This window comes from Thermobacillus xylanilyticus, from assembly GCF_907165215.1.
In the GTDB taxonomy this organism is placed as follows: domain Bacteria; phylum Bacillota; class Bacilli; order Paenibacillales; family Paenibacillaceae; genus Thermobacillus; species Thermobacillus xylanilyticus.
The window spans coordinates 32,294-53,043 of the sequence record NZ_CAJRAY010000077.1; the positions used below are offsets into that span (position 1 = coordinate 32,294).

Here is a 20,750-nt window from a genome sequence, read left to right on the forward strand (position 1 = left end):
TCACGTTGCAGTCCGGCATCCATTCATTCACAAGTTTGAAAATGGAGGGATAGGAATGTTTTATCCGATGTTCCGTTACGGCGGGCAGCATATAAGCTACCTGTTGTCGTTCATCGGCAAGCCCGTCAAGATCAACCGGGGCGGTCCGGAATCGATGGTCGGACGGCTGATCGCCGTGCATGCCGATTACATCGTGCTTCTGACGAAAGACGGTATCGTCTATGTCAATGCGGCGCACATCAAGAGCATCACGGAAGGCAAGGTTGCGCAATCGATCGGCCGCACCAAAGGCGGGCATACCGGTTATATCATGGCGCACAGCTTCAATGACGTGCTCCGCCGGCTGACCAAGCATTTCGTGCAGATCAACCAGGGCGGACCGGAGAAAGTGACCGGCTTCATCGTGGAAGTCGGCCACGATACGCTGCTGCTTGTATCCGGCAAGGAAGTTATCCGCATTCCGCTGTTCCATATCCGGACCGTGAGCCTTGCGCAGCGGAACGGCAGCCAGAATGGCAGCAGCGACAAATCTCAGGACAGCCAGCAACGTTCGCAAGGCCAGCGTTCTAGCGGAAGCCAGGACCGCAATCAGCGTTCGCAAGGGCAACGGTCCGGCAGCGCTGCCGGCGGTTCCCAGGGCCGCAGGCAGGACGGCGGCAGCCGGGGCGGCCGTCAAGGCAGCGGCGGACGACAAGGCGGCAGCCGCGGCCATCAAGGCAATCGGGGCCATCAAGGCAGCCGCGGTGCCGGCGGTTCCGGCGGCCGCAAGAGATAACCGGAGCTGTCCGCATCGCCTTTGAACCTTAACAAGCCTTGGGCCGGCCCTTCAGCCGGCCCGCAAGGGGGGGAATCACATGTTCGTGGCTCTGCTCATCCTTCTGGCCGGCATTCCGCTGTATGCGCTGATGAGGCTGCCTGCGGACCACAGACCCGAACCGGCTGCTGCCGAGCTCCGGGCGGAGCGGTTAGAACTCGCCGTCCCGAGCGAGGCGCGCGAGCATGCATGAGGCCCAGGCGTTCGGCGCATATGTGATCTTCGCCGCAACCATCGCCCTTCTCATATGGCGGCCGAGAGGGCTCAACGAAGCGTATCCGGCAACAGGCGGCGCTCTGGCCTTGCTGCTGATCGGCATCGTCCGGCCGCAGGAGCTCGGCGAGGTGTTCGGGATTGTAAGCGGCGCCGTCGTAACCATTCTATGCACGATCGTCATGTCGATTGTGCTGGACAGTATCGGCTTTTTCCGGTGGTCGGCCTACAATGTCATCCGGTATGCGCGCGGCTCCGGTATAAGGCTTTACTGGGTCATCATGGCGTTATGCTTCCTGATGACCTTATTTTTTAACAACGACGGAAGCATCTTGATCACGACGCCCATCATCATTCAGGTCGCGAGGCTGCTCCGGCTCAAAATCCATCAGCAGATTCCCTATCTGATCGGCGGCGCGATGGTCGCAACCGCGGCCAGCGCACCGATCGGCGTCAGCAATCTCGCCAACCTGATCGCGCTCCGGATCGTCGGCCTCGATCTGAACACGTACGCCTGGCTGATGATTCCGCCGTCGATGGCCGGCATCGCGGTCATCGCCCTGCTGCTGCTCGCCATTCATTGGCGCGCCATTCCCCGGCGCATCGCCCGGCTGCCGGAGCGAAGGACATTCACGGATGATGCGGGTGAAGAAGGGTATATCATCGATTCGCAGACCGCTGCTGGCAGGTGGCTGCCCGAGTCGGCGCTTGAATCCGGAAAGACGCCGTTCCATCCGCTTCGCCGGGCTGACGCTTACGTGCCCGATTGGCGGCTCTTCCAGTTGTGCATCACGCTTGTCGTGCTGATCCGCGCGTCCTTCTTCGCCGGATCGGCAGCCGGCATTCCGATCGAGTGGATCGCGGCCGCCGGCGCAGTGTCGCTTATTTTTATACGCTGGAAGTGGACGGGCATCGGTCCTGCGGATCTGATCCGCAAAACGCCGTGGCATATTCTCGCGTTCGCGTTCGGTGTCTACGTCGTCGTTACGGGCATGCGGAACGCGGGTCTGACGGATTGGATCACCGCGCAGGTTGAACCGTACATTGCGGCCGGCGGTTTGATGTCGATCATGTGGACAGGCGGGCTGCTCACCGTCATGTCGAATCTGATCAACAATCTTCCGTCCGTCATGATCGGGACGATGGCGCTGACGGATATGGGACTGGATGGGCGTACGCTGCAGATCGCCTATCTGGCGAACATCATCGGCAGCGACGTCGGGGCGCTGCTTACGCCGCTCGGTACGCTGGCGGCGCTCATCTGGATGTTCATTCTGAAACAGCACGGCATCCGCGTCAGCTGGGGAGCCTACATCCGGACCGCGCTGCTGGTCATTCCGGCGGGGCTGTTCGTCAGCCTGGCGGCACTGTATCTCTGGACACAATGGACCGGATAGGAAGGAGGAATGCAACATGAGCCATCCGCTGATGGGCAAACCCGTCGATGTGGAACTGTCGGGCAGGGCGGTGCCGGTGCACGGCATGCTGATCGATACGGGACCCGATATTCTCGTCATCCGCAGCGAAAGCCGGTACTATTATGTTCCGCTCGTTCATGTGCAGCAGCTCAGACCGGGCGAATCGGAAGAAACGGATGACGCTTCCGGCGAACCGCCGTTCGAGCCGCAGTCCGAACCGATCTCGTACCGCAAGGTGCTGCTCAACGCGAAGGGCATGTTCTCGGAGCTGTTCATCACGGGGAGCCAGTCGATCCACGGGTATGTGACCAGCGTGATGAACGATTATTTCGTCTTCTATTCACCCGTCTATCATTCCGTTGTCATCTCGCTTGACCATCTGAAATATTTGGTGCCCTATCCGCCGCACTCGACGCCTTACGGCATGTCGCCGGAACAGTTCCCGCTCAAGCCTTCCCCCGTCTCGCTCTCGCGCACGTTCGAACAGCAGGTGCGCAAGCTGATCGGGGAATTCGTCGTACTCGATCTCGGCGAACATCCGCACAAGATCGGCGTGCTGAAAGGATTGGACGACGGGATGCTGGCCATCGCGAACGCGTCCGGCCAGACCACCTATATCCACTTCAACCATGTCAAGACGATCCATCTGCCATAATGTGCGGCAGGACAGGGCTGAATCATGATCGCTGTATGGCGGCGGGTTTGCGCAACTGCGCAGGCACCGCCATTTTGTATGGGCCACGGGCATGTTCTCGCAGCGGACGGTATTCCGCTGCGTTTTTTTTGTTTTACAGAACAAGCGGATCGGGTGTATGATATATCATTATTATCCGCTTGGGTGCGAGGAGGGTATGATATGGTCGAAGGATTGAAGCTGAAAATCCTCGAATTGCTGAAAGAAGACGCGCGAAGGTCGCCGGAGCTCATCGCGACGATGCTCGACGCCTCCGTGGAGGAAGTGAAGCGGGCGATCGACGAACTGGAGAAGGATCACGTGATCGTCAAATACGCGGCGGTCGTCAACTGGAGCAAAGTCGCGGATGACAAGGTGACGGCCCTGATCGAAGTACAGATCACGCCTGAGCGCGGCCGCGGCTTCGAAGGCATCGCCGAGCGGATCTACCAATATCCGGAAGTGAAATCGGTGTTCCTGATGTCGGGCGCCTACGATCTGCTGGTCGAAGTGGAAGGCAGGACGCTTCAGGAAGTCGCCTCCTTCGTATCGAACAAACTGTCGCCGATCGACGCCGTGCTTTCGACGAAGACGTTCTTCATTTTGAAAAAATATAAACAGGACGGCATCATCTTCGAAGAACGCGAAGGTGATCAGAGGCTTGTCATCTCGCCGTAAGGAGTGTCGCTTGTGATCAAGGACAAGGAGCAGACGACGGTCAGCCGGCCGGTCCGCCGCTCGATGGCGGATTATCTGTCGTCCGGCGTCCGCAGCATCAAGCCTTCGGGCATTCGAAAGTTTTTCGATCTCGTGCAAGGTCGCAAGGATGTCATTACGCTCGGCGTGGGCGAGCCGGACTTCGTCACGCCGTGGCACGTGCGCGAGGCGGCCGTTTACAGCCTGGAGAGGGGCAAGACGCAATACACATCCAACGCCGGCATGCCGGAGCTGCGCGAAGCGATCGCCGCCTATCTGGCGAACCGCTTCCATGTCAGCTATGATCCGGCGCGGGAAATTTTCGTGACCATCGGCGGCAGCGAAGCGATCGATCTGGCGCTTCGCGCGCTCATTGAACCGGGGGACGAAATTCTTATACCGGAACCGTGCTACATCTCGTATTCGCCGATCACGTCGCTGTCCGGCGGCGTGCCGGTCGGCGTCGAGACGCTGGCCGAAGACGCGTTCAAGCTGCGCGCCGACCGGCTGGAAGCCGCGATCACGCCGCGCACGAAGGTGCTCATTCTCTGCTACCCGAGCAATCCGACGGGCGGCATCATGACCTATGAGGACTGGCTGCCGATCGCGCGGATTGTGGAGAAATACGATCTGATCGTCATCGCGGACGAGATTTACGCCGAGCTGACCTACGGACCGCGTCATGTCAGTTTCGCATCGATGCCCGGCATGAAGGACCGGACGATTCTGGTCAGCGGCTTCTCGAAAGCGTTCGCGATGACCGGATGGCGGATGGGCTATGTCTGCGGCCATCCGGAGTTGATCGGCGCCATGCTGAAGATCCACCAATACACGGTCATGTGCGCGCCGATCATGGGGCAGATCGCGGCGCTCGAAGCGCTGACGAACGGCCTCGAAGAGATGGAGCGCATGGTCGAGTCGTACAATCAGCGGCGCAGGCTGGTCGTCAAGGGCTTTCGCGAAATCGGCCTCGACTGCCATGAGCCGCAGGGAGCGTTCTACGCGTTCCCGTCCATCCGATCGACGGGGCTCGATTCGAATACATTCGCCGAACGCCTGCTCATGGAAGCGCAGGTTGCCGTCGTGCCGGGCAATGTGTTCGGTCTCGGCGGCGAAGGGCATGTCCGCTGTTCGTACGCCACGTCCGTCGCGCAGCTTACGGAAGCGATCGAGCGAATCGGACGATTCGTCGAAAGACTGAAACAGGGTTGATCGCCCGGCCGCCGGATCGTTCCGATCCGGGAACGCGGCCGCAAGCCAATGAACGACCGGGCGACCGGAGGAAGGAGAGATAGCAGGGATGGCCGGCGGCTCAGGATATTCGAACGGTCACCAGGATCACAAGTTCAACGCCGGTCGGTTGACGAATCCCGCCGAAATGCTCGAAGACGAGATCTGCCGATTGCGGCAGCATATGGAGCGCACCTATCTGGAGGAAGATTCGCTCCGTTCGGAACGCGTGATTGAGGTCAGCCGCAAACTGGACAAAAAAATCAACGAGTACATGCGGTACAAACTGCGCTGCTGGAGCGGATAAGGCAGGCGCCCGTTGCCGCAGATCCGGAAGCCGGCGGAATCAGCCGGCTTCTTCCGTTTCGTTTTTGCCTGAAGCGGGATATGTGATATAGTGGAGCAAGATACGGAAGACATGCCATGGGACGGGAGATTGCATGAAGTGGTACACGCGCAAGGGCGATTCGGGCCGGACATCCATCATCGGCGGACGCGTCAGGAAAGATGATGTCCGGGTGGAAGCGTACGGGACGATCGACGAGTTGAACAGTTTCGTCGGCCTGGCGGAAGCCGCGCTTCGCCGCGAGGACCGTCTGGGCGATCTTGCGGATGAGCTGCTCCTGATCCAGCAGGAGCTGTTCGATTGCGGATCGGATCTTGCCTACGCGGACAAGCCGGAAGTCTTCAAGATGAGCATGGAGCCGGTGGAGCGCCTCGAGCGGCAGATCGACGCGCTTGACGGCGAGGCGCCTCCGCTCGCCCGGTTCATCCTCCCCGGCGGGTCGGAGGCGGCCGCGCTGCTGCACGTCTGCCGCACCGTCTGCCGGCGGGCGGAACGCCGCGCCGCAACGCTCGCCGCGGAGAAGCCGGTGAACGATGCGGTGCCGGCGTATCTGAACCGGCTGTCGGACTGGTTCTTCGTCGCGGCGCGCGCCGTCAATGCGCGGCTCGGCGTCCGCGATACGGAATACGCGCGCAGCGCGGACGTGTTCCGCCGGTCCGATCCGCCGGGTTCGGGGAAGTGAAATCCGGTGGATGATACGGTGTACAGCGATCCGATCGAACTGGTCGTGCAACCGGCGGACGACGGCCTTGCCGTTCGGACGGTGCTGCAGAAGCGGCTCGGCGTCTCGCGCAGGCTGCTCACGCGTCTCAAGCGGACGAAAGTGGGCCTGACGGTGAACGGCAGGCGCGCCTTCACATCCGACCGCGTGTCGGCGGGCGACCGGATCGCGCTGCGCATGGAAGCGGAAGCGGCGGACGATGTGCTTCCGCAGGAGATGCCGCTCTCCATTCTCCACGAAGATCCGCATCTGCTGGTACTGGACAAGCCCGCCGGGATCGTCGTGCATCCGACGAAAGGGCATTACGTGAACACGCTGGCGAACGGCGTCGTCCACCATTGGCTGAAACACGGGAAAGCGCACCGTTTCCGTCCGGTGCACCGGCTGGACAAGGATACATCCGGCGTGATCGCCGTCGCCAAGAACGCGTATGTTCATCAGCAGCTCGCGGAGCAGATGAAGCGCGGCCGGATCGGCAAGCGCTACATCGCCTATGTCCGCGGCGCGCCGTCGCCGGCGGACGGCACGATCGACGCGCCGATCGACCGCGACCCTGCAGCGCCGCATCTGCGGATCGTGACGCCGGACGGCTATCCGTCCGTCACGCATTACAGGACGGAAGCCGTTTACGGCGGCGGACGGGCCGCCAAGGTGAGCCTCACGCTCGAGACCGGCAGGACGCATCAGATCCGCGTCCATATGCGGCACATCGGCTGTCCGCTCATCGCGGACGAGCTGTACGGCGGCCATGGAGCCGGCGATCCGGACTGGCTGGCGGCCGCCGTCAAGTCGGCGGGACGCCAGGCGCTGCACGCCGCCGAGCTGGAGCTGACGCATCCGATGACCGGCGAGCGGATGATTTTCGCATCGCCGCTGCCCGACGATTTGCTCCGTCTGGAGCGGTTGCTCAAGTCGCTGGATGATCGCGAATCGTGAACTTTTTTGCATGGGTGGGAATTGCCGTGGGGAATACGTTGAAGGTCTACTATTATCCGAAATGCGGGAGCTGCCGCAGCGCGCTGAAATTTCTGCAGGCGAAGGGCCATGAGCTCAAGCTGCAGGATCTGTTCGGGCAGCCGCCGACCGAAGAAGAGATCCGGGATTGGCTGCGCATCAGCGGACTGGGAATCCGCGCGTTCTTCAATACGTCGGGAGAAGTCTATCGCGAGATGAAATTGAAAGACAAGCTTCCGGAGATGAGCGAGGACGAGCAAATCCGGCTGCTCGCGTCGAACGGCCGCCTGGTGAAGCGGCCCGTCGTGACGGACGGACGGAAGCTGACCGTCGGGTGGAAGGAAGACGTGTTCGAGGAGACGTGGGGTTGAAAATGGAATGGACCGGGCTTCTAGCGCCGATCCATTTCATCCGGTATGCCTTGGTCACCCGGATAATCGCGGTCCTGCCGTTCGTGCAGCGTCCGGTTCTCGTAGTCGAATCGGTTCGGATGGCGCTGATCGATCCGGTACGGTTCGCTTTTGCCGAGCGTCTCGGTCAGAAGCGGCGAGCCGTAGGCTCCTTCGGGAAATTCCTCGCTTGTCAGGTCGTTGCGCTGCGATTCCACGACGGCAAGATCGGTATGCTCGCTGCGTTTTTCCGGTTTGAAGCCTTCCTTGCTCATGGCGGATGCCTCCCGGAGATGGTATCGTCTGCCGCCTTCAGTATGACCCGGGTCAGTCCGACATATGCGCCGGCCCGATCACGAGGTGCAGGAAGGCCTCGAGTTCCGCCGCTTCCTCTTCCGTCAGCCGGAACGTCTCTTCCAGATAGCCCTCTTCTTCCAGATCGTCCGCTCCGATGATGGCCGTGATCCCCTTCTGCAGGTCGGTCACCAGTTTCTTGCCGTAGAACCGGTTCGTTTTTGTAATGGCCAGGTCGAAACGGTTGAGATTCGGCGTAATGAACGTCACGAACCGCGTCGACGTCTCTTCGGTCGAATCCGAGACGAAATCATAGTTCGGAAGCACCGCTGTCCCCTCCTGTCGCAATGCATATCGTCTATTATACCTTACGGGGACGGCAGCGGAAACGGACGAACGGGGTCGGGTGTGACATCTTGTCACTCCAGGCACAATCTGGTATAGTGAAGACAATCGGATAACCGGTCAGGAGGAAGCACCTCGCATCATGCGAGGTGCTTTTTGTGTTGTTCTCGGGGTTCCGGCCGGCCGTTCCGAACATAATACGGAGGTGCATGGTCATGCAGCTTGTTTTTCTGAACACGCTGGAGAAACAGTCCGATGAAGGGCGGGTCGTCACGGCGCAGGTGTCGATCGGCGAATCGCAGGGGACATGGTCCGTCGTCTGGACGGAGCCCGGCGGCGGGTCGGTCCGGACGGACATCTGGTACGAAGGCTCGTCATGGGAGGAAATGATCTCGACGTTCCGGCACGGCATCGCCGTCAAGCTCGGGGAAGGGTATGAGCCGGTGCTGGACGGCATGCTCGAGGACCGCAGGCCGTCGGCGGGAAGCTACATTTCGATGCTGCAATGCTACGGCGAACTGCATTGCCGGGAGGATCTGTATGGCGCGCTGCGGGAATGGCGCCGTACAAGAGCCGCAGCCGAACGGAAAGCGCCGTATGCGATCGCGCGGAACAATCTGCTCATGATGATCAGCGCGTTCGTGCCGCAGACGGAAGAAGAGCTGCGCTCCATTCCCGGCTGGGGCGAAGCCAAATCGGCCGCGTACGCCGAGGATGTGCTGACCATCACGCGCGGGTTCGAGCGGCGGACGACGTTCCCGCTGACCTGGGTGCAGGAAGTGCTCGATCCGAAAGCATATATGAAATGGCTGTACAAACAGAAAGAATTGAAATACAAGACGGAGATGGAGCGCCACCGCACGACGCGTTCGATTCTGCAGGCCGTGCAGGATGGCATGGGACTTGACGAACTGGCGCAGATGCTCGACATGGACCGGCGGCGGCTGGTGGAGCGGATCGAACAACTCGATCGCGCGGGTTACGACATGGGGCCGCTGCTCGACCGGGAGATCAGCCGGCTTCCGGAGGAAGAGCAGGCGCGAATCCAGGAAGCGATCCGGACGGTCGGCGACAAGTATCTGAAGCCGATTCTGCAGCAGGTTTATTCGGAAGCCGACCTGGAGGGCAAGCCGCTCGATTCGATCTACGAGAAGCTGCGTCTGATGCGGATGCGGCTGCGCAAGGACCAGACGCGCGAAGCGATGTGACTTAAAGGGGGATTGCGGCGGACAATAGGACGCCCAAGGCGCATGCCGCCTGGAGAGCGGTACCGCCTTGGGCGTCCTTCGCCGTTCAGTCTGTCAGCCATTGAGCGAATCGTCGGGGCGTGCGCCGCGGCCGTCCGGCCATATCGGGTCCGCGAAACGGATTTCGGCCGTGCCGCACGGAAGGCCTGTCTCGTAGGACCGGTTGCCGATCATTTCGGCCGTCCGCGCGCGCCATTCCGCGATGCGGGCGGGATCGCGGCCGCCATCATCCGCCCGCGCCTCGAGGCGCAGCCACTCCAGCACCGCGCGCATGATCGCGATGCTCTCCTCCATGGCGCGCTCCCACAAATGATCGAACGTGTCGGCATGGCGGGTCGATCCGTCCGTCGGATCGAGCCACGGTCTGCCCGCTTCGTTCAGCACATCGAGTTCCGGAACCCGGCGCTTGTAAACAAGCGGTTCGATTTTGCCGAACGTGAGGATGCGCCGGATGCCCGTCGGATCATGGAACAGCCGCTGCGCGCCGATCATGTCGCGATAGGACCGGTTCCAGTCTTCCCGGCGGATGCCGCCGGCCAGATCCGGGTAGTACCGTGCGGCGATCCGTACGAAGGCGTCGACGACCGCGTCGGGCAGCGCGCCGCCCGCATCCAGTTCGCGCCATACCGGCGTGCGCCACGTCTCGATGCCGAGTTTCCGGCGGACGACGAGCGTGTCCATCATCACTTCGAACCGTTGATGGTCCCATTTGCGGAAGCCGGAACGGCTGAATACGTATGGGTGCATGTTCCGGTCCAGCGTATGATGCAGCACGAACCCGAGCGCGTAGACGACAGCGTCGTCCGGATTGCCGCGTTCGGCGGACCTCCCGGACACGCCGTCCAGCAGTTCCATCAGGACGGGGCCGCAATGCCGGCTGTGCATGGCGCTCCCGAGCCGGTTCATCGCATCCCCGCGTTTCCAAGGCAAATAGTTGTGGTAGAACAGAAAATCCGGTCCCTGACACCCCATTTGAAACAGATTGCGCTTCCTCGTATCTCCGATCATGTTCCGTTCGCCGATCCGCTCCAGCACTTCCCGGCCGAACAGCAGATGCGTCCAGATGTTGGGCATGCCGTCCCTCCTTCGCTGCGGCCGATCTGCAGCACGTCCCTTCGTGATCCGTCCTCCGATCGTCCTTGTACGCATCGTACCATGAATCCGGTGCCGTGTGGAGACATATGCGGGCGCAGGGTCTTGCCTCGGCTGCCGCACATCGCGGAGCTTTTTGCCAATCGGGCGCGGTTGCAGTACACTGTTCGCAGGAGGCGACCGATATGCTGAAAGACAAAATTGTCTGGATTACCGGCGCGGGCAGCGGCATCGGCGCCGAGACGGCGAAGCAGCTCGCAAGCCGGGGCGCGGTGCCGATATTGACCGGCCGGAATGAAGAGCGGCTGCGCAGGACGGCCGCGGAGATCGGCGCGGGATGCGGCGTCTACCGGCTGGATGTGACGGACAACGGACAGGTGCAGGACGTGGCGCGGCGGATCCAGGCGGATTTCGGCCCCGTCGACGTGCTGGTCAACAACGCCGGATTCGGCATTTTCGAAATGTTCCGGGATGCGCCGCTCGATCATATTGAATCGATGATGGATACGAATTACATGGGCATGGTCCGCTGCACGAAGGCGGTGCTGCCGTCATTCCTCGCGCGGCGGGAGGGACATATCGTCAACATCGCGTCCATCGCGGGCAAATTCGCCACGCCGAAATCGACCGGCTACACCGCCTCGAAACATGCGGTGCTCGGGTTCACGAACGCGCTCAGGCTGGAGCTCAGGGGGACCGGAATCGCCGTGTCGGCGGTCAACCCCGGTCCGATCGACACGCCGTTCTTCGAGATCGCCGATCCGGACGGCCATTATGTGCGCAATGTGCGCCGGTTCATGTTGAAGCCGGAGAAGGTGGCGGCGAAGATCGTGAAGGTGATCGAGACGCGCAAGGCGGAGGTCGATCTGCCGCTGGCTGCGGCGTTCGGGGTCAAACTGTACCACATGTTTCCGCGAATCGGTGACAAGATCGCCGGCACATGGCTGAACCGCAAATAGCAACGGAACGGAAATTGACGGGAGGAACATCATGGAGAAGGAATGGACATCGCTCGGCGTGAGGCCGTCGCTGGCCGGACGGCTTAAGGAAGCCGGACTGACCGAACCGGCGCCGGTGCAGGCGGCGGCAATTCCGGTCATGCTGGAAGGCCGCGACGTCTGCGTCCGGTCGCATACGGGCAGCGGCAAGACGCTGGCCTATCTGCTGCCGGCGCTGCAGCGGATCGAGACGGACAAGCCGGAACTGCAGGCGCTCGTCATGGCGCCGACGCAGGAACTGGCGATGCAGATCGTGCGCGAGGCCGAACGTTTCGGCGGCCCGGAAGGCGTGCGCGTGCAGCAGTTGATCGGCGGCGCGTCGGTGAGCCGCCAGATCGACGGGCTGAAGCGCAAGCCGCATCTCGCCGTCGGGACGCCGGGCAGGCTGCATGAACTGCTCAAGATGCGCAAGCTCAAGCTGCACGGGACGAAGCTGGTCGTGCTGGATGAGGCGGACCAGATGTTCGCGCTCGGCTCGACGAAGGAGCTGGAGGCGGTGCTGGACGCCGTGCCCGGGGACCGGCAGCTCGCGTTCTTCTCGGCCACGCTGCCGCCGGAGACGTCGGCGCTGGCGGAGCGGCTGATGCGGGAGCCCGTCCGGATCGATCCGGCTCCGGAGAGCCGCCTGCCCGGTTCGATCCGGCACTATGCGGTGCGTGCGGAACGGCGCGCCCAATTCGATACGGCGAAGCGGCTGCTGCATGCGCTGCGCCCGTCATCGGCGCTGATCTTCTTCGATCAGACGGACCAGATCGCGCATTGGGAGGCGCGGCTGCGGTATGAAGGGTTTGCGGCCGGCGCATTGTACGGCGACGCGGACAAGCTGACCCGGTCACAGACGCTCGACCGGCTGCGGGACGGCCGGCTGCGCATCGTGCTGACAACGGATGTCGCGGCCCGGGGCATTGACATCCCGGAACTTGAGCTCGTCGTCAGCCTCGGCGTGCCGACGGATGCCGAGCGTTACATCCACCGCGCCGGGCGAACCGGCCGCATGGGCCGGGAAGGGACGGTCGTCTCGCTGGTCGATCCCCGCGATTGGCCCCGGGTCGGGAAGCTGATGCGCAAGCTCGGCATCGCGATCGAGGAGCGCGAGCTGTACGGCGGACAATTGATCGATCCGTCCGAGCGGAAGCGCGATGCGCATTCCCGACCGGCCGCAGGCAAACCCGCCGCGCGGCGGGCGGAGATGCAGCCGGTCAAGCCGGCCGAAGAGGCGGGAGAGAAGGGAGCGGGCGCAGAAGCGGCGAATGCGGCGGCCCGGCACCGTGCGGCGGTTTCCCGTCCGGAATCCCGCGCCGGCAAAGGCAAGTCAAGCCGGCGCGAACGCGAACCCGACCGGAAGAACAAAGGGGCTCCGCGGTGGCTGAAGGCGAAATGGGAGAGCGAGCGGCAATCGACGAAATGACATGATTTTCGCCCTCCCCCCTGAAAAGCTCGAATGGTTCCGAATGTTGTACACGAACGACCCGGCGCGCTGGTCGGATGATACACACCATTCGATCAGGGAGGAGGATGCAGCAGCGATGCATAGCTCTGCATGGAGAAAAACCGTAATTTCGGCTCTGGCCGTCATGACATTATTCGGAGGTGCCGCTTCGGCTTTTGCGGACGGCAAAGGCAAGGGGCATGACAAAGACAACAAGGGACACAACGGCCATTCGCACGAAAAGAAGCCGTCGGATCGCAAAACTTCGAACGAGATCGTCATCCGGCTGCAGTTCAAAGACGAGCAGGAGATGAAATGGGCACTGGTTCCGATCATGCGTCTGGCTTCGAAAGGCGTCTTCACCGGCTACGAAGACGGCACGTTCAAGCCGCATCAGACGGTCTCTCGCATCGAGGCGCTGACGGCCGCCGTCCGGATGATGGGGCTGCGCGAACAGGCCGAGTCTGAAGAAGAAATGCGCACGGAGCTGCATTTCAAGGACGCGAACAAGATCGTCAAGCAGTATCCGTGGGCTGTCGGATATGTGGCGGTCGCGGTGGAGAACGGGCTGTTCTCCGAAACGGAAGACAAGGTCCATCCCGACAAACCGGCCGACCGGCTGTGGGCGACCATGCTGCTGGTCAAGGCGCTCGGTCTGGAAGATGAAGCGCAGGCCAAGCATAATGCCTCGCTGCCGTTCCGCGATGCGAAGGACATTCCGGCAGGCGCAGTCGGCTATGTGGCCGTCGCCATTGAGAAAGGGTTGATCACCGGCTACCAGGACCGCACGTTCAAGCCGAACCGGCCGGTTACGCGGGCCGAACTCGCGGCGCTGCTTGACCGCACGGACAGCCAGATTCCGGATGAGCGGACGGTTTCCGGCGTGGTGAAGGCGGCGACGAACGGCGCCATCGTTGTCACCAAGTCGGACAATACCGATGTCGTGCTGCCGGTCGCTGCCAATGCGTTCATTTTCCGCGGCGGCGCGAAGGTTGATGCTTCCGCCCTGAGAGCGGGCGACAAGGTGTTTGTTCTCACTTACAACGGCGAGGCGGTGTTCATTGAAGTGACGCAGCCCGCTTCACATTCGAACGCGTTCACGGATGCCGGTATCCTGAATTCGGTCACCTTGAACGCGGAAGGCCGGCTGTCGACGATTTCGCTGACGAAGAATACCGACAGCGGCACGCTTGCCGTCATTTACAACGTGGCGAAGGACGTCCAGATTGTCGGTGACGCTTCGCAGCTTACTGCCGGACGTTACATCGAAGTATCCGGCGCGGATTCGACGGTGACGAAGATTACAATCAAAGCTTGAGAAAGCTCTCGAGCTGATGGAGTGAACAAGGGGCTGCCCGTCTGCCGTCCGCCCGCCGCGGACGAAGAAGGTGCAGCCCCTTTTGCCGCGGATCATGCATGGCATGCGGAAGCTTGCGCTTCCATTTTTTGAACCGGATGAACCAAGTCCGGTATAATGTAGGAGACATGGCAGGTGATCATATGGAGCCGCTTGTCGAGGTTAAGGAGCTGTCGGGCGGTTACAGTCCTCGTCGGCCCGTGCTGCACGGTTTGACCTTCACGGTCGCGCCGGGTGAGATCGTCGGGCTGATCGGACTCAATGGCGCCGGCAAGAGCACGACGATCCGCCATCTGCTCGGGTTGATGGAGCCGTTCGAGGGGACGGTCCGGATCGGCGGCGTCACGCTGGAGGAAGATGCGGAACGGTATCGCCGGTCTTTCGCCTATGTGCCGGAGACGCCGCTGCTGTTCGACGAACTGACGGTGCAGGAACACTTGCGGCTGACGGCGATGGCCTATGACATCGATGAATCGACATATGTCGAACGGGCGGAGCGGCTGCTCGGCGAGTTTCGCATGGCGGACAAGCGTTCCGCTTTTGCGGCGCATTTGTCCAAAGGCATGAAGCAGAAAGTGATGATCATGAATGCGCTGCTCGCCGCGCCGCCGCTCTATATCATTGACGAGCCGTTCCTCGGGCTCGATCCGCTCGCCATGCGGTCGCTGCTCGAACGGCTGAACGAGGAGAAACGCTCCGGCTCCGCCATCCTGATGAGCTCCCACATCCTGTCGACGCTCGAAGCGTACTGCGACCGCTATCTGCTGCTTCACGACGGGCGGCTGCTCGCTTCGGGCACGCTTGAAACCTTAAGGGAAATGGCCGGAATGCCCGGCGCGTCGCTCGAACGGTTGTTTTTCCGGTTCATCGCCCCGGAAAGGAATGCGTATGGAAGCTGATTTGGAGGCGCTGCGCCGCAAGCGGGCGGAAGCATGGCGCAAGGCCGTGACTCCCTATGTCCGCGACATGGCGCGGAGCGGGTTTCCCTCGGTCGCGGTGCTGGCTGCGCTTGCGGCCTTGAGCGGCTATACGGCGTTTCTGGAAAATGTCCCGCCGGGTTTCCCGATAGCCGCCGTCGGAGCGGCGCTCATGACGCTGCTGCTCGTCCGGTCGCCGCTGCGCACCCATCTGCGGCCGGCGGACGCCGTCTTCCTGATGCCGCGCGAGCATGAGATGGAGCGGTACATGAAGGCCGCCAGGCGGAGCGGGTACCTCTCCGGCAGCGCGCTGACGCTCGCCGTCTGGCTGCTCTACGCGCCGCTCTACGGTCAGAGCGGCGCACCGACGGGGGCGGCTGCGCTCGTCCCTGCGCTGCTCGTCCTGAAGGCGGCGAATGACGCCGGCGCCTGGCAGGAGCGCCGCATGGCCCGCGAGACTGCGCGGCGGCTGTGCCGGCTGCTTCGCACGGCGCTGACGCTGGCGGCGGTCTGCGCGCTGCTTACGAAGCCGCTCATTGCCGCGCTCGGCTTTGCGGCCGCGGCCGCCGCGCTTCAGGCTGCCGTCTGCTGGCTGCCGGCCAGGCACCGGTTCCCGTGGCAGCGGCTGTTCGATGAAGAAGCGCGGACGCGGCGGCGATACGAGCGGTTTTTCCGCTCGTTCACCGATCTGCCGTCGGAGGCGGAAGCGCCGGCCCGGCGGCCGTATGCGGCCTGGATCGCCGGTTATATTCGGCACAGCCGGGTAAATACATACTTGATGCTTTATACGTTGACGCTCGTTCGCACCGACATCGGCGGCATGTTGATCCGGCTGACCGCCGTCGGCGCGCTGGCCGGCGCGGTCACCGGCGCAAGCGGAGCCCTGGCGGGCTGGGCGGGGGCGCTTGTCTCCTGGCTGTTCGCGCTGGCGGCCGGGGTGCAGGCGGGAACGGTGCGCCATGCGCACCGGCATGCGGTGTGGCGGCACCTGTACCCGCTCCCCGAGGCCGGGCGCAGGCGCGCCGCCGTGCGCGTCGCAGCGGCCGCGCACTTCGCCGGCGCCGTGCCGCTCGGCCTCGCCGCCGGGCTGTCTGCGGCGCTTGACGGCCGGTACGCGCCGGCCCTGGCGGCGCTGGCCGGCTGCCTGGCGCTCGTGCCGGCGACGGCGTTCCGTCTGCGCCGGAAAATGGAGCGGGAGGCGGCGGAGTAGACGCGCGGCCCGGCCCGTCCGGGGCCGGGCGCAATGTTCCGTTAACGGGGCCAGCCGCCGCGCGCGGGAAGTCGGCAAGAAATGCCGTTATAAGGGGAAGCGGGCCAAATAACGGCACGAAACGCCGTTATTGAACCCGGCGAAGGGGCAAACTGGCGATTGACGGCGCCAGATGCCGTTCATCACCGCGCCGGCCGGATCACCGTCAACGAACATATCCAGAAACATGGCAAGGAGGCGTTCACATGCGCGATCCGCGAGTGGAACAGTTGGCCAAGGTGCTCGTCGGCCATTCGATCAAGGCGAAGCCCGGCGAGAAGGTGCTGATCATCGGTGCCGCCGAGACGGCGCCGCTGATCAAGGAGACGTACCGCCAGGTGCTGCGGGCGGGGGCCCATCCGATTCTGCAGGTGGGCCTTGCGGAGCTGGACAAAATCTTCTTCGACGAAGCAAGCGACGCGCAGCTTCAGGACATCGAAGTGATGGAATGGCTGTATCATCGGGCGGACGCCGTCATCCGCATTCTCGGCGGCGCCAACAACAAGGAGCTGACCGGCGTCGACCCGCAGAAACTGACCGCCCGCCGGCGCGCGACGGCGAAGCTGTCCGAATATTTGATGAAAGGCGGCGCGCGCTGGGTGTTGACGATGTTCCCGACGCAGGCGCAGGCGCAGGACGCCGAAATGTCGCTGGAGGAATACGAAGACTTCGTCTTCTCGGCGACCAACGTCGACTATGCGGAAATGGAGCGCTCGATGAAACAGGCGGCCGAGCGGTTCGACCGCGCGAGCAAAGTGCGGATCGTCGGCAAGGAGACGGATCTGACCGTCGACATCGCGGGCCGCAAAGGCATCGTCTGCGCCGGGGAGCACAATGTGCCGGACGGCGAAATCTTCTATTCGCCGAACCATCTGCTCACCGAAGGCCATATTTACTATGATTGGCCGACCGTCTACAACGGCCGCGAGATCAGCGGCATCCGGCTCGTGTTCGAGAAGGGCCGCGTGACCCGGGCGTCCGCCGAGAAAGGCGAGGACGCGCTGCTGGCTGCGCTCGACACGGACGAAGGGGCGCGCTACCTCGGCGAGCTCGGCATCGGCATGAACTTCGGCATTACGCGTCCGACGAAGGACATCCTGTTCGACGAGAAAATCGGCGGCTCCGTCCATCTCGCGCTCGGCCGCGCCTACGAGGAAGCGGGCGGCGGCAACCAATCCGCCATCCACTGGGACATGGTGAAAAACCTGAAAGACGGCGGCGAGATCTACCTCGACGGCGAATTGGTGCAGAAGGACGGCAAGTGGCTGTTCTGATCCCCCCATCCGGCAAACATGAAACCCGCGGTGAGCGGAGCTTGCAACGAATGCAATGCGCCGTCCCGCGGGTTTTTGCGTTTACGTAATGAAGTTTCAAGCCCGGCCTTCCTTGACGTCGAGCACGGCCCGATGAATCGTGTCAAACAACTCCTCAATATGCTCTTCTTCGATGCACGAGAACGCGACGCGCAGATCCGTCTCGCCCAGCGCGATCGTGCCGACGCCATAGGCGTCGAGCAGCCGCTTCCGCACCTGCTCGGCGGAAACGCCGTTCAGCTTCAGGCACATGAAGTATCCGGAGTTGAACGGGTAATAGTCCCACGCGCCCGCGTACCGGCCGCTGTCGAGCAGCTCTTTCACGCGGTTTGCGCGCCCCTTCATGATGTTGTACTTCTCGAGCTTCTGCGTGTCGAACTCCGGCGACTGCAGCGCGCGCAGCACGAACGTCTGCGAAGGATGCGGACCGCTCGAAATCGTGGCGCGGATGATGCCGAGCGTCTTCTGCTCCAGGGCGTCGAGCAGCGCTTCGGACTCCGACGCGAACGTAATGAATCCGACACGGAAGCCCCAGACATATTCTTCCTTCGTGGCTCCGTCGACTTTCACGGGCAGGACGCGGGGGTGCAGACCGGCCAGCTTGCCGAACAGCGATTCGTGCAGCGAATCCTCGAAGAACAAGGCGAAATAGGCGTCGTCCGTCACGGCCACGACGTTTACGCCGGCTTCGGCCGCGTCCCGGATGGCGGCGACGATCTCGTCCCCCTCTTCGCGGGTCGGCGTGTATCCCGTCGGATTGTTCGGGAAGTTCAGGATGACGATCGCCTTGCCGCTGCGGTTCCTGCAGGACAGAAGCGCGTCGCGCAGCCCGGCGCTGTTGAACTTGTTCCGCTCGTCGTACAGCGGATAATGCACAATCTCGGCGCCGCGGCGGATGCCGAAGGTCAGCTCGTAGTTCTCCCAATTTTTATCGGGGATGATCACCGCGTCGCCCGGGCCGGCGAACAGGTCGGCGACGATGCTGAGGCCGTGCGTGAGCGCGTTCGTCGCGATCGGCAGGCCGAACGACTTGCCCGCGAGCGACGGATTGTCCTTCAGCATCTTCTCGCGCCATGCCTTGCGCAGGTCGGGTTTGCCGGCCGGCGGGGCATAGTCGTACAGATCCTTCGGTTCATATTCGGAGAGCGTCCGCTGGATGACGTCGAGGTGCATCGGCACCCCCTTCTCCAGCGCGATGCCGATCGTCGCGTTGAAGCGGTTCGCCTTCGCGCGCGCCTCTGCAGACTGGCTCAGAATCCCTACTTTCGGAAAATAGATCGCCCGTCCCAAATCCGACAACATGGCATAAACGTGGGCGTTCTCGCGTTCAATCGTCTCATTCAGTTGTCTGGCTTGCGGATTCATGGTCAATCGTTCCTCGCATCCTTTCCGTAGAAGCTGTCGTCCGGGCAGCCGGACAACGTCCGATGCCGAATATTATAACATCCCGGATGCCCGAAACGCCATGAATTTCCGAACAATGGCCCGCGGTTTTCCCCGGACCGGTTGTGTTGCGCGCCGTTTTGCGGCTGATGTATGATGGGTTCAGAACGATGCGGACATGAAATGAGGTGGCCACATGCTGAAACTGTCACCGAATTCGCTTGTGCTGCTGCCGGCGCTGGCCAAAATCAGCTGTGAGCCGAACTGGCGCTGGCAGAAACGGGAGAAGCCGATGCCCAATTACGATCTGTTCTACGTCTGGAGCGGCCAGGGATGGCTGGAACTGAACGACAAGACGTACGAGATCGGCAAGGGCAGCTGCTTCCTGTTCCGTCCGGGCGATCACCCGACCGCGACGCACAATCCGCAGAAGCCGCTCGTGCTGACCTATATCCATTTCGATGTAACGGAACCGGTCGAGATCATTCCGAAATCGTACCGGGTGCTTCAGGAGACGGTCGAGTTCGAACATCTGCTGTCCCGGTATGTACGCATGTTCCTCATCAAGACTTACGCTGCCGAGGAAGAAGCGCGGCTCATCCTCAAATTGCTGCTTATCCATCTGCTGCGCGAGGACTACGGCCAGCCGCCCGAGAAAAAAGCAAGCAATCATCTGACCGAGACGATTCACGAGATCGCGAACTACATCCGCCAGCATCCGGGCATGCAGCACCGCGTCGAGGATCTCGCGAGACGCGCCAACCTGTCGCCGCGCTATTTCGCGATCAAGTTCAAGGAGCTCACCGGCATGTCGGTGCAGCAGTTCCTGATCCGCTCCCGGATCGAACGCGCGCAGCATCTTCTGATGCACACCGGGATGAATGTGACGGAAGTGGCGGATGCGCTCGGGTATCGGGACATCTTTTTCTTCAGCAGGCAGTTCAAACAATATACGGGCAAGAGTCCGTCGGAAGTCCGGTAACGTAAGCCGTCCGCCGCAATCCCGCAGGCAGGCGGCTTTATTGTTGCGGCGCGCCCGGGCGGTACCGCTCCATCAGACCGGCTGTCTCCCGATCGAGCGGAAGTCCGCGCTCCAACAGTCCGGCGGTAACCGCCGAACGTGCCTTGTCCGACAAGTTCTGGCCGAATTTGAACTTGGCGGTGATGGAACTCGGCACGAGTTTCAGGACGGCGACGCTTTTCAGCCGCGGTGCGTAGCGCGGATCGTCCGGACGGATCGGTTCATAACCGCCTTCCGGCTGCAGTTTCTTCATCATCGCTTCGAGGGCCATGGCTTTCTCCGCAATGTCCTCGACGATTTCGATGCGGCCCGCGATCAGCACCGATTTGAAATAGGCCGACGCCGGACAGGCCATGACCGGATCGGTAAAATAGGACGGAATGATCGCATACTCCCTGGCGACGGCGAAGGCCGCGTGCGGATTGCTGCGGATCGCGTCCATTTTGTCTCCGGCCCGGCTTCCGTGGAAGTAGACCGCACCGTCCGCATACACGAAATTGAGCGGCGTGATGCTCGGCCGTCCGTCCGGGCGGACCGCCGACAGAAAGCCGAAGCTCGATTCCTCCAGAAACTGCTCGATTTCCCGTTGATCCGTCATTTCAAATTCCCGTCTTCTCATTCCGGAATCCCCCTTTCATGTGAAATCGATCA

Annotated in this window: 23 protein-coding genes; 18 read left to right on the forward strand and 5 right to left on the reverse strand. The window is 62.3% G+C overall.

Annotated features, from left to right (window positions below):
- Window positions 1-55: 55 nt before the first annotated feature.
- The 10 genes from KJQ12_RS13945 to KJQ12_RS13990 all read left to right on the forward strand — a co-directional run bounded on the left by KJQ12_RS13945 (window position 56) and on the right by KJQ12_RS13990 (window position 7,436).
- Window positions 56-775 carry a hypothetical protein gene (locus KJQ12_RS13945; RefSeq protein WP_213485222.1) on the forward strand — a complete coding sequence of 240 codons (720 nt, stop codon included), beginning with the start codon at window positions 56-58 and terminating at the stop codon, window positions 773-775.
- Window positions 776-854: 79 nt separating this feature from the next.
- Window positions 855-1,007, forward strand: a complete 153-nt coding sequence (locus KJQ12_RS13950; protein ID WP_213485224.1) for a hypothetical protein — start codon at window positions 855-857, stop codon at window positions 1,005-1,007.
- Complete coding sequence (locus KJQ12_RS13955; RefSeq protein WP_213485226.1) at window positions 1,000-2,424, forward strand: arsenic transporter; 1,425 nt, start codon at window positions 1,000-1,002, stop codon at window positions 2,422-2,424. Before KJQ12_RS13950 ends, KJQ12_RS13955 begins: the two co-directional genes overlap by 8 nt.
- 16 nt (window positions 2,425-2,440) lie before the next feature.
- A complete protein-coding gene (locus KJQ12_RS13960; RefSeq protein ID WP_015254044.1) occupies window positions 2,441-3,100 on the forward strand; it encodes a hypothetical protein in 660 nt (219 codons plus the stop codon).
- Between the two features lie 201 nt (window positions 3,101-3,301).
- A complete protein-coding gene (locus KJQ12_RS13965; RefSeq protein WP_015254045.1) occupies window positions 3,302-3,796 on the forward strand; it encodes an Lrp/AsnC family transcriptional regulator in 495 nt (164 codons plus the stop codon).
- Window positions 3,797-3,808: 12 nt separating this feature from the next.
- A complete protein-coding gene (locus KJQ12_RS13970; RefSeq protein WP_213485228.1) occupies window positions 3,809-5,026 on the forward strand; it encodes an aminotransferase class I/II-fold pyridoxal phosphate-dependent enzyme in 1,218 nt (405 codons plus the stop codon).
- An 88-nt stretch (window positions 5,027-5,114) separates the two neighbouring features.
- On the forward strand, window positions 5,115-5,351 hold the full coding sequence (locus tag KJQ12_RS13975) for an aspartyl-phosphate phosphatase Spo0E family protein (RefSeq protein ID WP_425315978.1): 237 nt from the start codon (window positions 5,115-5,117) through the stop codon (window positions 5,349-5,351).
- Between the two features lie 133 nt (window positions 5,352-5,484).
- Complete coding sequence (locus KJQ12_RS13980; protein ID WP_213485230.1) at window positions 5,485-6,072, forward strand: cob(I)yrinic acid a,c-diamide adenosyltransferase; 588 nt, start codon at window positions 5,485-5,487, stop codon at window positions 6,070-6,072.
- Between the two features lie 6 nt (window positions 6,073-6,078).
- Window positions 6,079-7,047, forward strand: coding sequence for an RluA family pseudouridine synthase (locus KJQ12_RS13985; RefSeq protein ID WP_244860613.1), 969 nt, complete (start codon window positions 6,079-6,081; stop codon window positions 7,045-7,047).
- A 26-nt stretch (window positions 7,048-7,073) separates the two neighbouring features.
- The gene (locus KJQ12_RS13990; protein WP_015254050.1) at window positions 7,074-7,436 is read left to right on the forward strand and encodes an arsenate reductase family protein; all 363 of its coding nucleotides are present in this window, start codon (window positions 7,074-7,076) and stop codon (window positions 7,434-7,436) included.
- A 20-nt stretch (window positions 7,437-7,456) separates the two neighbouring features.
- On the opposite strand, the gene KJQ12_RS13995 is transcribed toward KJQ12_RS13990, so the two are convergent.
- Window positions 7,457-7,729 (reverse strand): hypothetical protein, encoded by a 273-nt coding sequence (locus KJQ12_RS13995; protein WP_213485232.1) that lies wholly within the window; start codon window positions 7,727-7,729, stop codon window positions 7,457-7,459.
- A 52-nt stretch (window positions 7,730-7,781) separates the two neighbouring features.
- Window positions 7,782-8,075 carry a DUF3055 domain-containing protein gene (locus tag KJQ12_RS14000; protein ID WP_015254052.1) on the reverse strand — a complete coding sequence of 98 codons (294 nt, stop codon included), beginning with the start codon at window positions 8,073-8,075 and terminating at the stop codon, window positions 7,782-7,784.
- A gap of 233 nt (window positions 8,076-8,308) precedes the next feature.
- Here KJQ12_RS14000 and KJQ12_RS14005 point away from each other — a divergent pair, with 233 nt between their 5' ends.
- The gene (locus tag KJQ12_RS14005) at window positions 8,309-9,301 is read left to right on the forward strand and encodes an HRDC domain-containing protein (RefSeq protein ID WP_213485234.1); all 993 of its coding nucleotides are present in this window, start codon (window positions 8,309-8,311) and stop codon (window positions 9,299-9,301) included.
- A gap of 93 nt (window positions 9,302-9,394) precedes the next feature.
- Here the strand turns inward: KJQ12_RS14005 and KJQ12_RS14010 are convergent, their stop codons facing one another.
- Window positions 9,395-10,414 carry a zinc dependent phospholipase C family protein gene (locus KJQ12_RS14010; protein WP_213485235.1) on the reverse strand — a complete coding sequence of 340 codons (1,020 nt, stop codon included), beginning with the start codon at window positions 10,412-10,414 and terminating at the stop codon, window positions 9,395-9,397.
- Window positions 10,415-10,617: 203 nt separating this feature from the next.
- Here KJQ12_RS14010 and KJQ12_RS14015 point away from each other — a divergent pair, with 203 nt between their 5' ends.
- The 6 genes from KJQ12_RS14015 to KJQ12_RS14040 all read left to right on the forward strand — a co-directional run bounded on the left by KJQ12_RS14015 (window position 10,618) and on the right by KJQ12_RS14040 (window position 17,656).
- Window positions 10,618-11,391 (forward strand): SDR family NAD(P)-dependent oxidoreductase, encoded by a 774-nt coding sequence (locus KJQ12_RS14015; RefSeq protein ID WP_213485240.1) that lies wholly within the window; start codon window positions 10,618-10,620, stop codon window positions 11,389-11,391.
- Window positions 11,392-11,422: 31 nt separating this feature from the next.
- On the forward strand, window positions 11,423-12,838 hold the full coding sequence (locus KJQ12_RS14020) for a DEAD/DEAH box helicase (protein ID WP_213485242.1): 1,416 nt from the start codon (window positions 11,423-11,425) through the stop codon (window positions 12,836-12,838).
- 118 nt (window positions 12,839-12,956) lie between these two features.
- A complete protein-coding gene (locus tag KJQ12_RS14025; RefSeq protein WP_213485243.1) occupies window positions 12,957-14,177 on the forward strand; it encodes an S-layer homology domain-containing protein in 1,221 nt (406 codons plus the stop codon).
- A gap of 182 nt (window positions 14,178-14,359) precedes the next feature.
- The gene (locus tag KJQ12_RS14030; protein WP_213485334.1) at window positions 14,360-15,115 is read left to right on the forward strand and encodes an ABC transporter ATP-binding protein; all 756 of its coding nucleotides are present in this window, start codon (window positions 14,360-14,362) and stop codon (window positions 15,113-15,115) included.
- The gene (locus tag KJQ12_RS14035; protein WP_213485245.1) at window positions 15,105-16,343 is read left to right on the forward strand and encodes an ABC transporter permease; all 1,239 of its coding nucleotides are present in this window, start codon (window positions 15,105-15,107) and stop codon (window positions 16,341-16,343) included. The genes KJQ12_RS14030 and KJQ12_RS14035 overlap by 11 nt, the downstream gene beginning before the upstream one ends.
- 245 nt (window positions 16,344-16,588) lie before the next feature.
- Complete coding sequence (locus tag KJQ12_RS14040) at window positions 16,589-17,656, forward strand: aminopeptidase (RefSeq protein WP_213485247.1); 1,068 nt, start codon at window positions 16,589-16,591, stop codon at window positions 17,654-17,656.
- 96 nt (window positions 17,657-17,752) lie between these two features.
- Here the strand turns inward: KJQ12_RS14040 and KJQ12_RS14045 are convergent, their stop codons facing one another.
- The gene (locus KJQ12_RS14045; RefSeq protein WP_213485249.1) at window positions 17,753-19,060 is read right to left on the reverse strand and encodes an aminotransferase class I/II-fold pyridoxal phosphate-dependent enzyme; all 1,308 of its coding nucleotides are present in this window, start codon (window positions 19,058-19,060) and stop codon (window positions 17,753-17,755) included.
- 214 nt (window positions 19,061-19,274) lie between these two features.
- Between KJQ12_RS14045 and KJQ12_RS14050 the strand changes: the two genes are divergently transcribed.
- Window positions 19,275-20,060 (forward strand): helix-turn-helix domain-containing protein, encoded by a 786-nt coding sequence (locus tag KJQ12_RS14050; protein WP_015254062.1) that lies wholly within the window; start codon window positions 19,275-19,277, stop codon window positions 20,058-20,060.
- Window positions 20,061-20,097: 37 nt separating this feature from the next.
- Here KJQ12_RS14050 and KJQ12_RS14055 read toward each other — a convergent pair whose 3' ends face one another.
- Window positions 20,098-20,718: a pyridoxamine 5'-phosphate oxidase family protein gene (locus KJQ12_RS14055; protein ID WP_213485251.1), complete on the reverse strand. Its 621-nt coding sequence runs from the start codon at window positions 20,716-20,718 to the stop codon at window positions 20,098-20,100.
- Window positions 20,719-20,750: the final 32 nt, after the last annotated feature.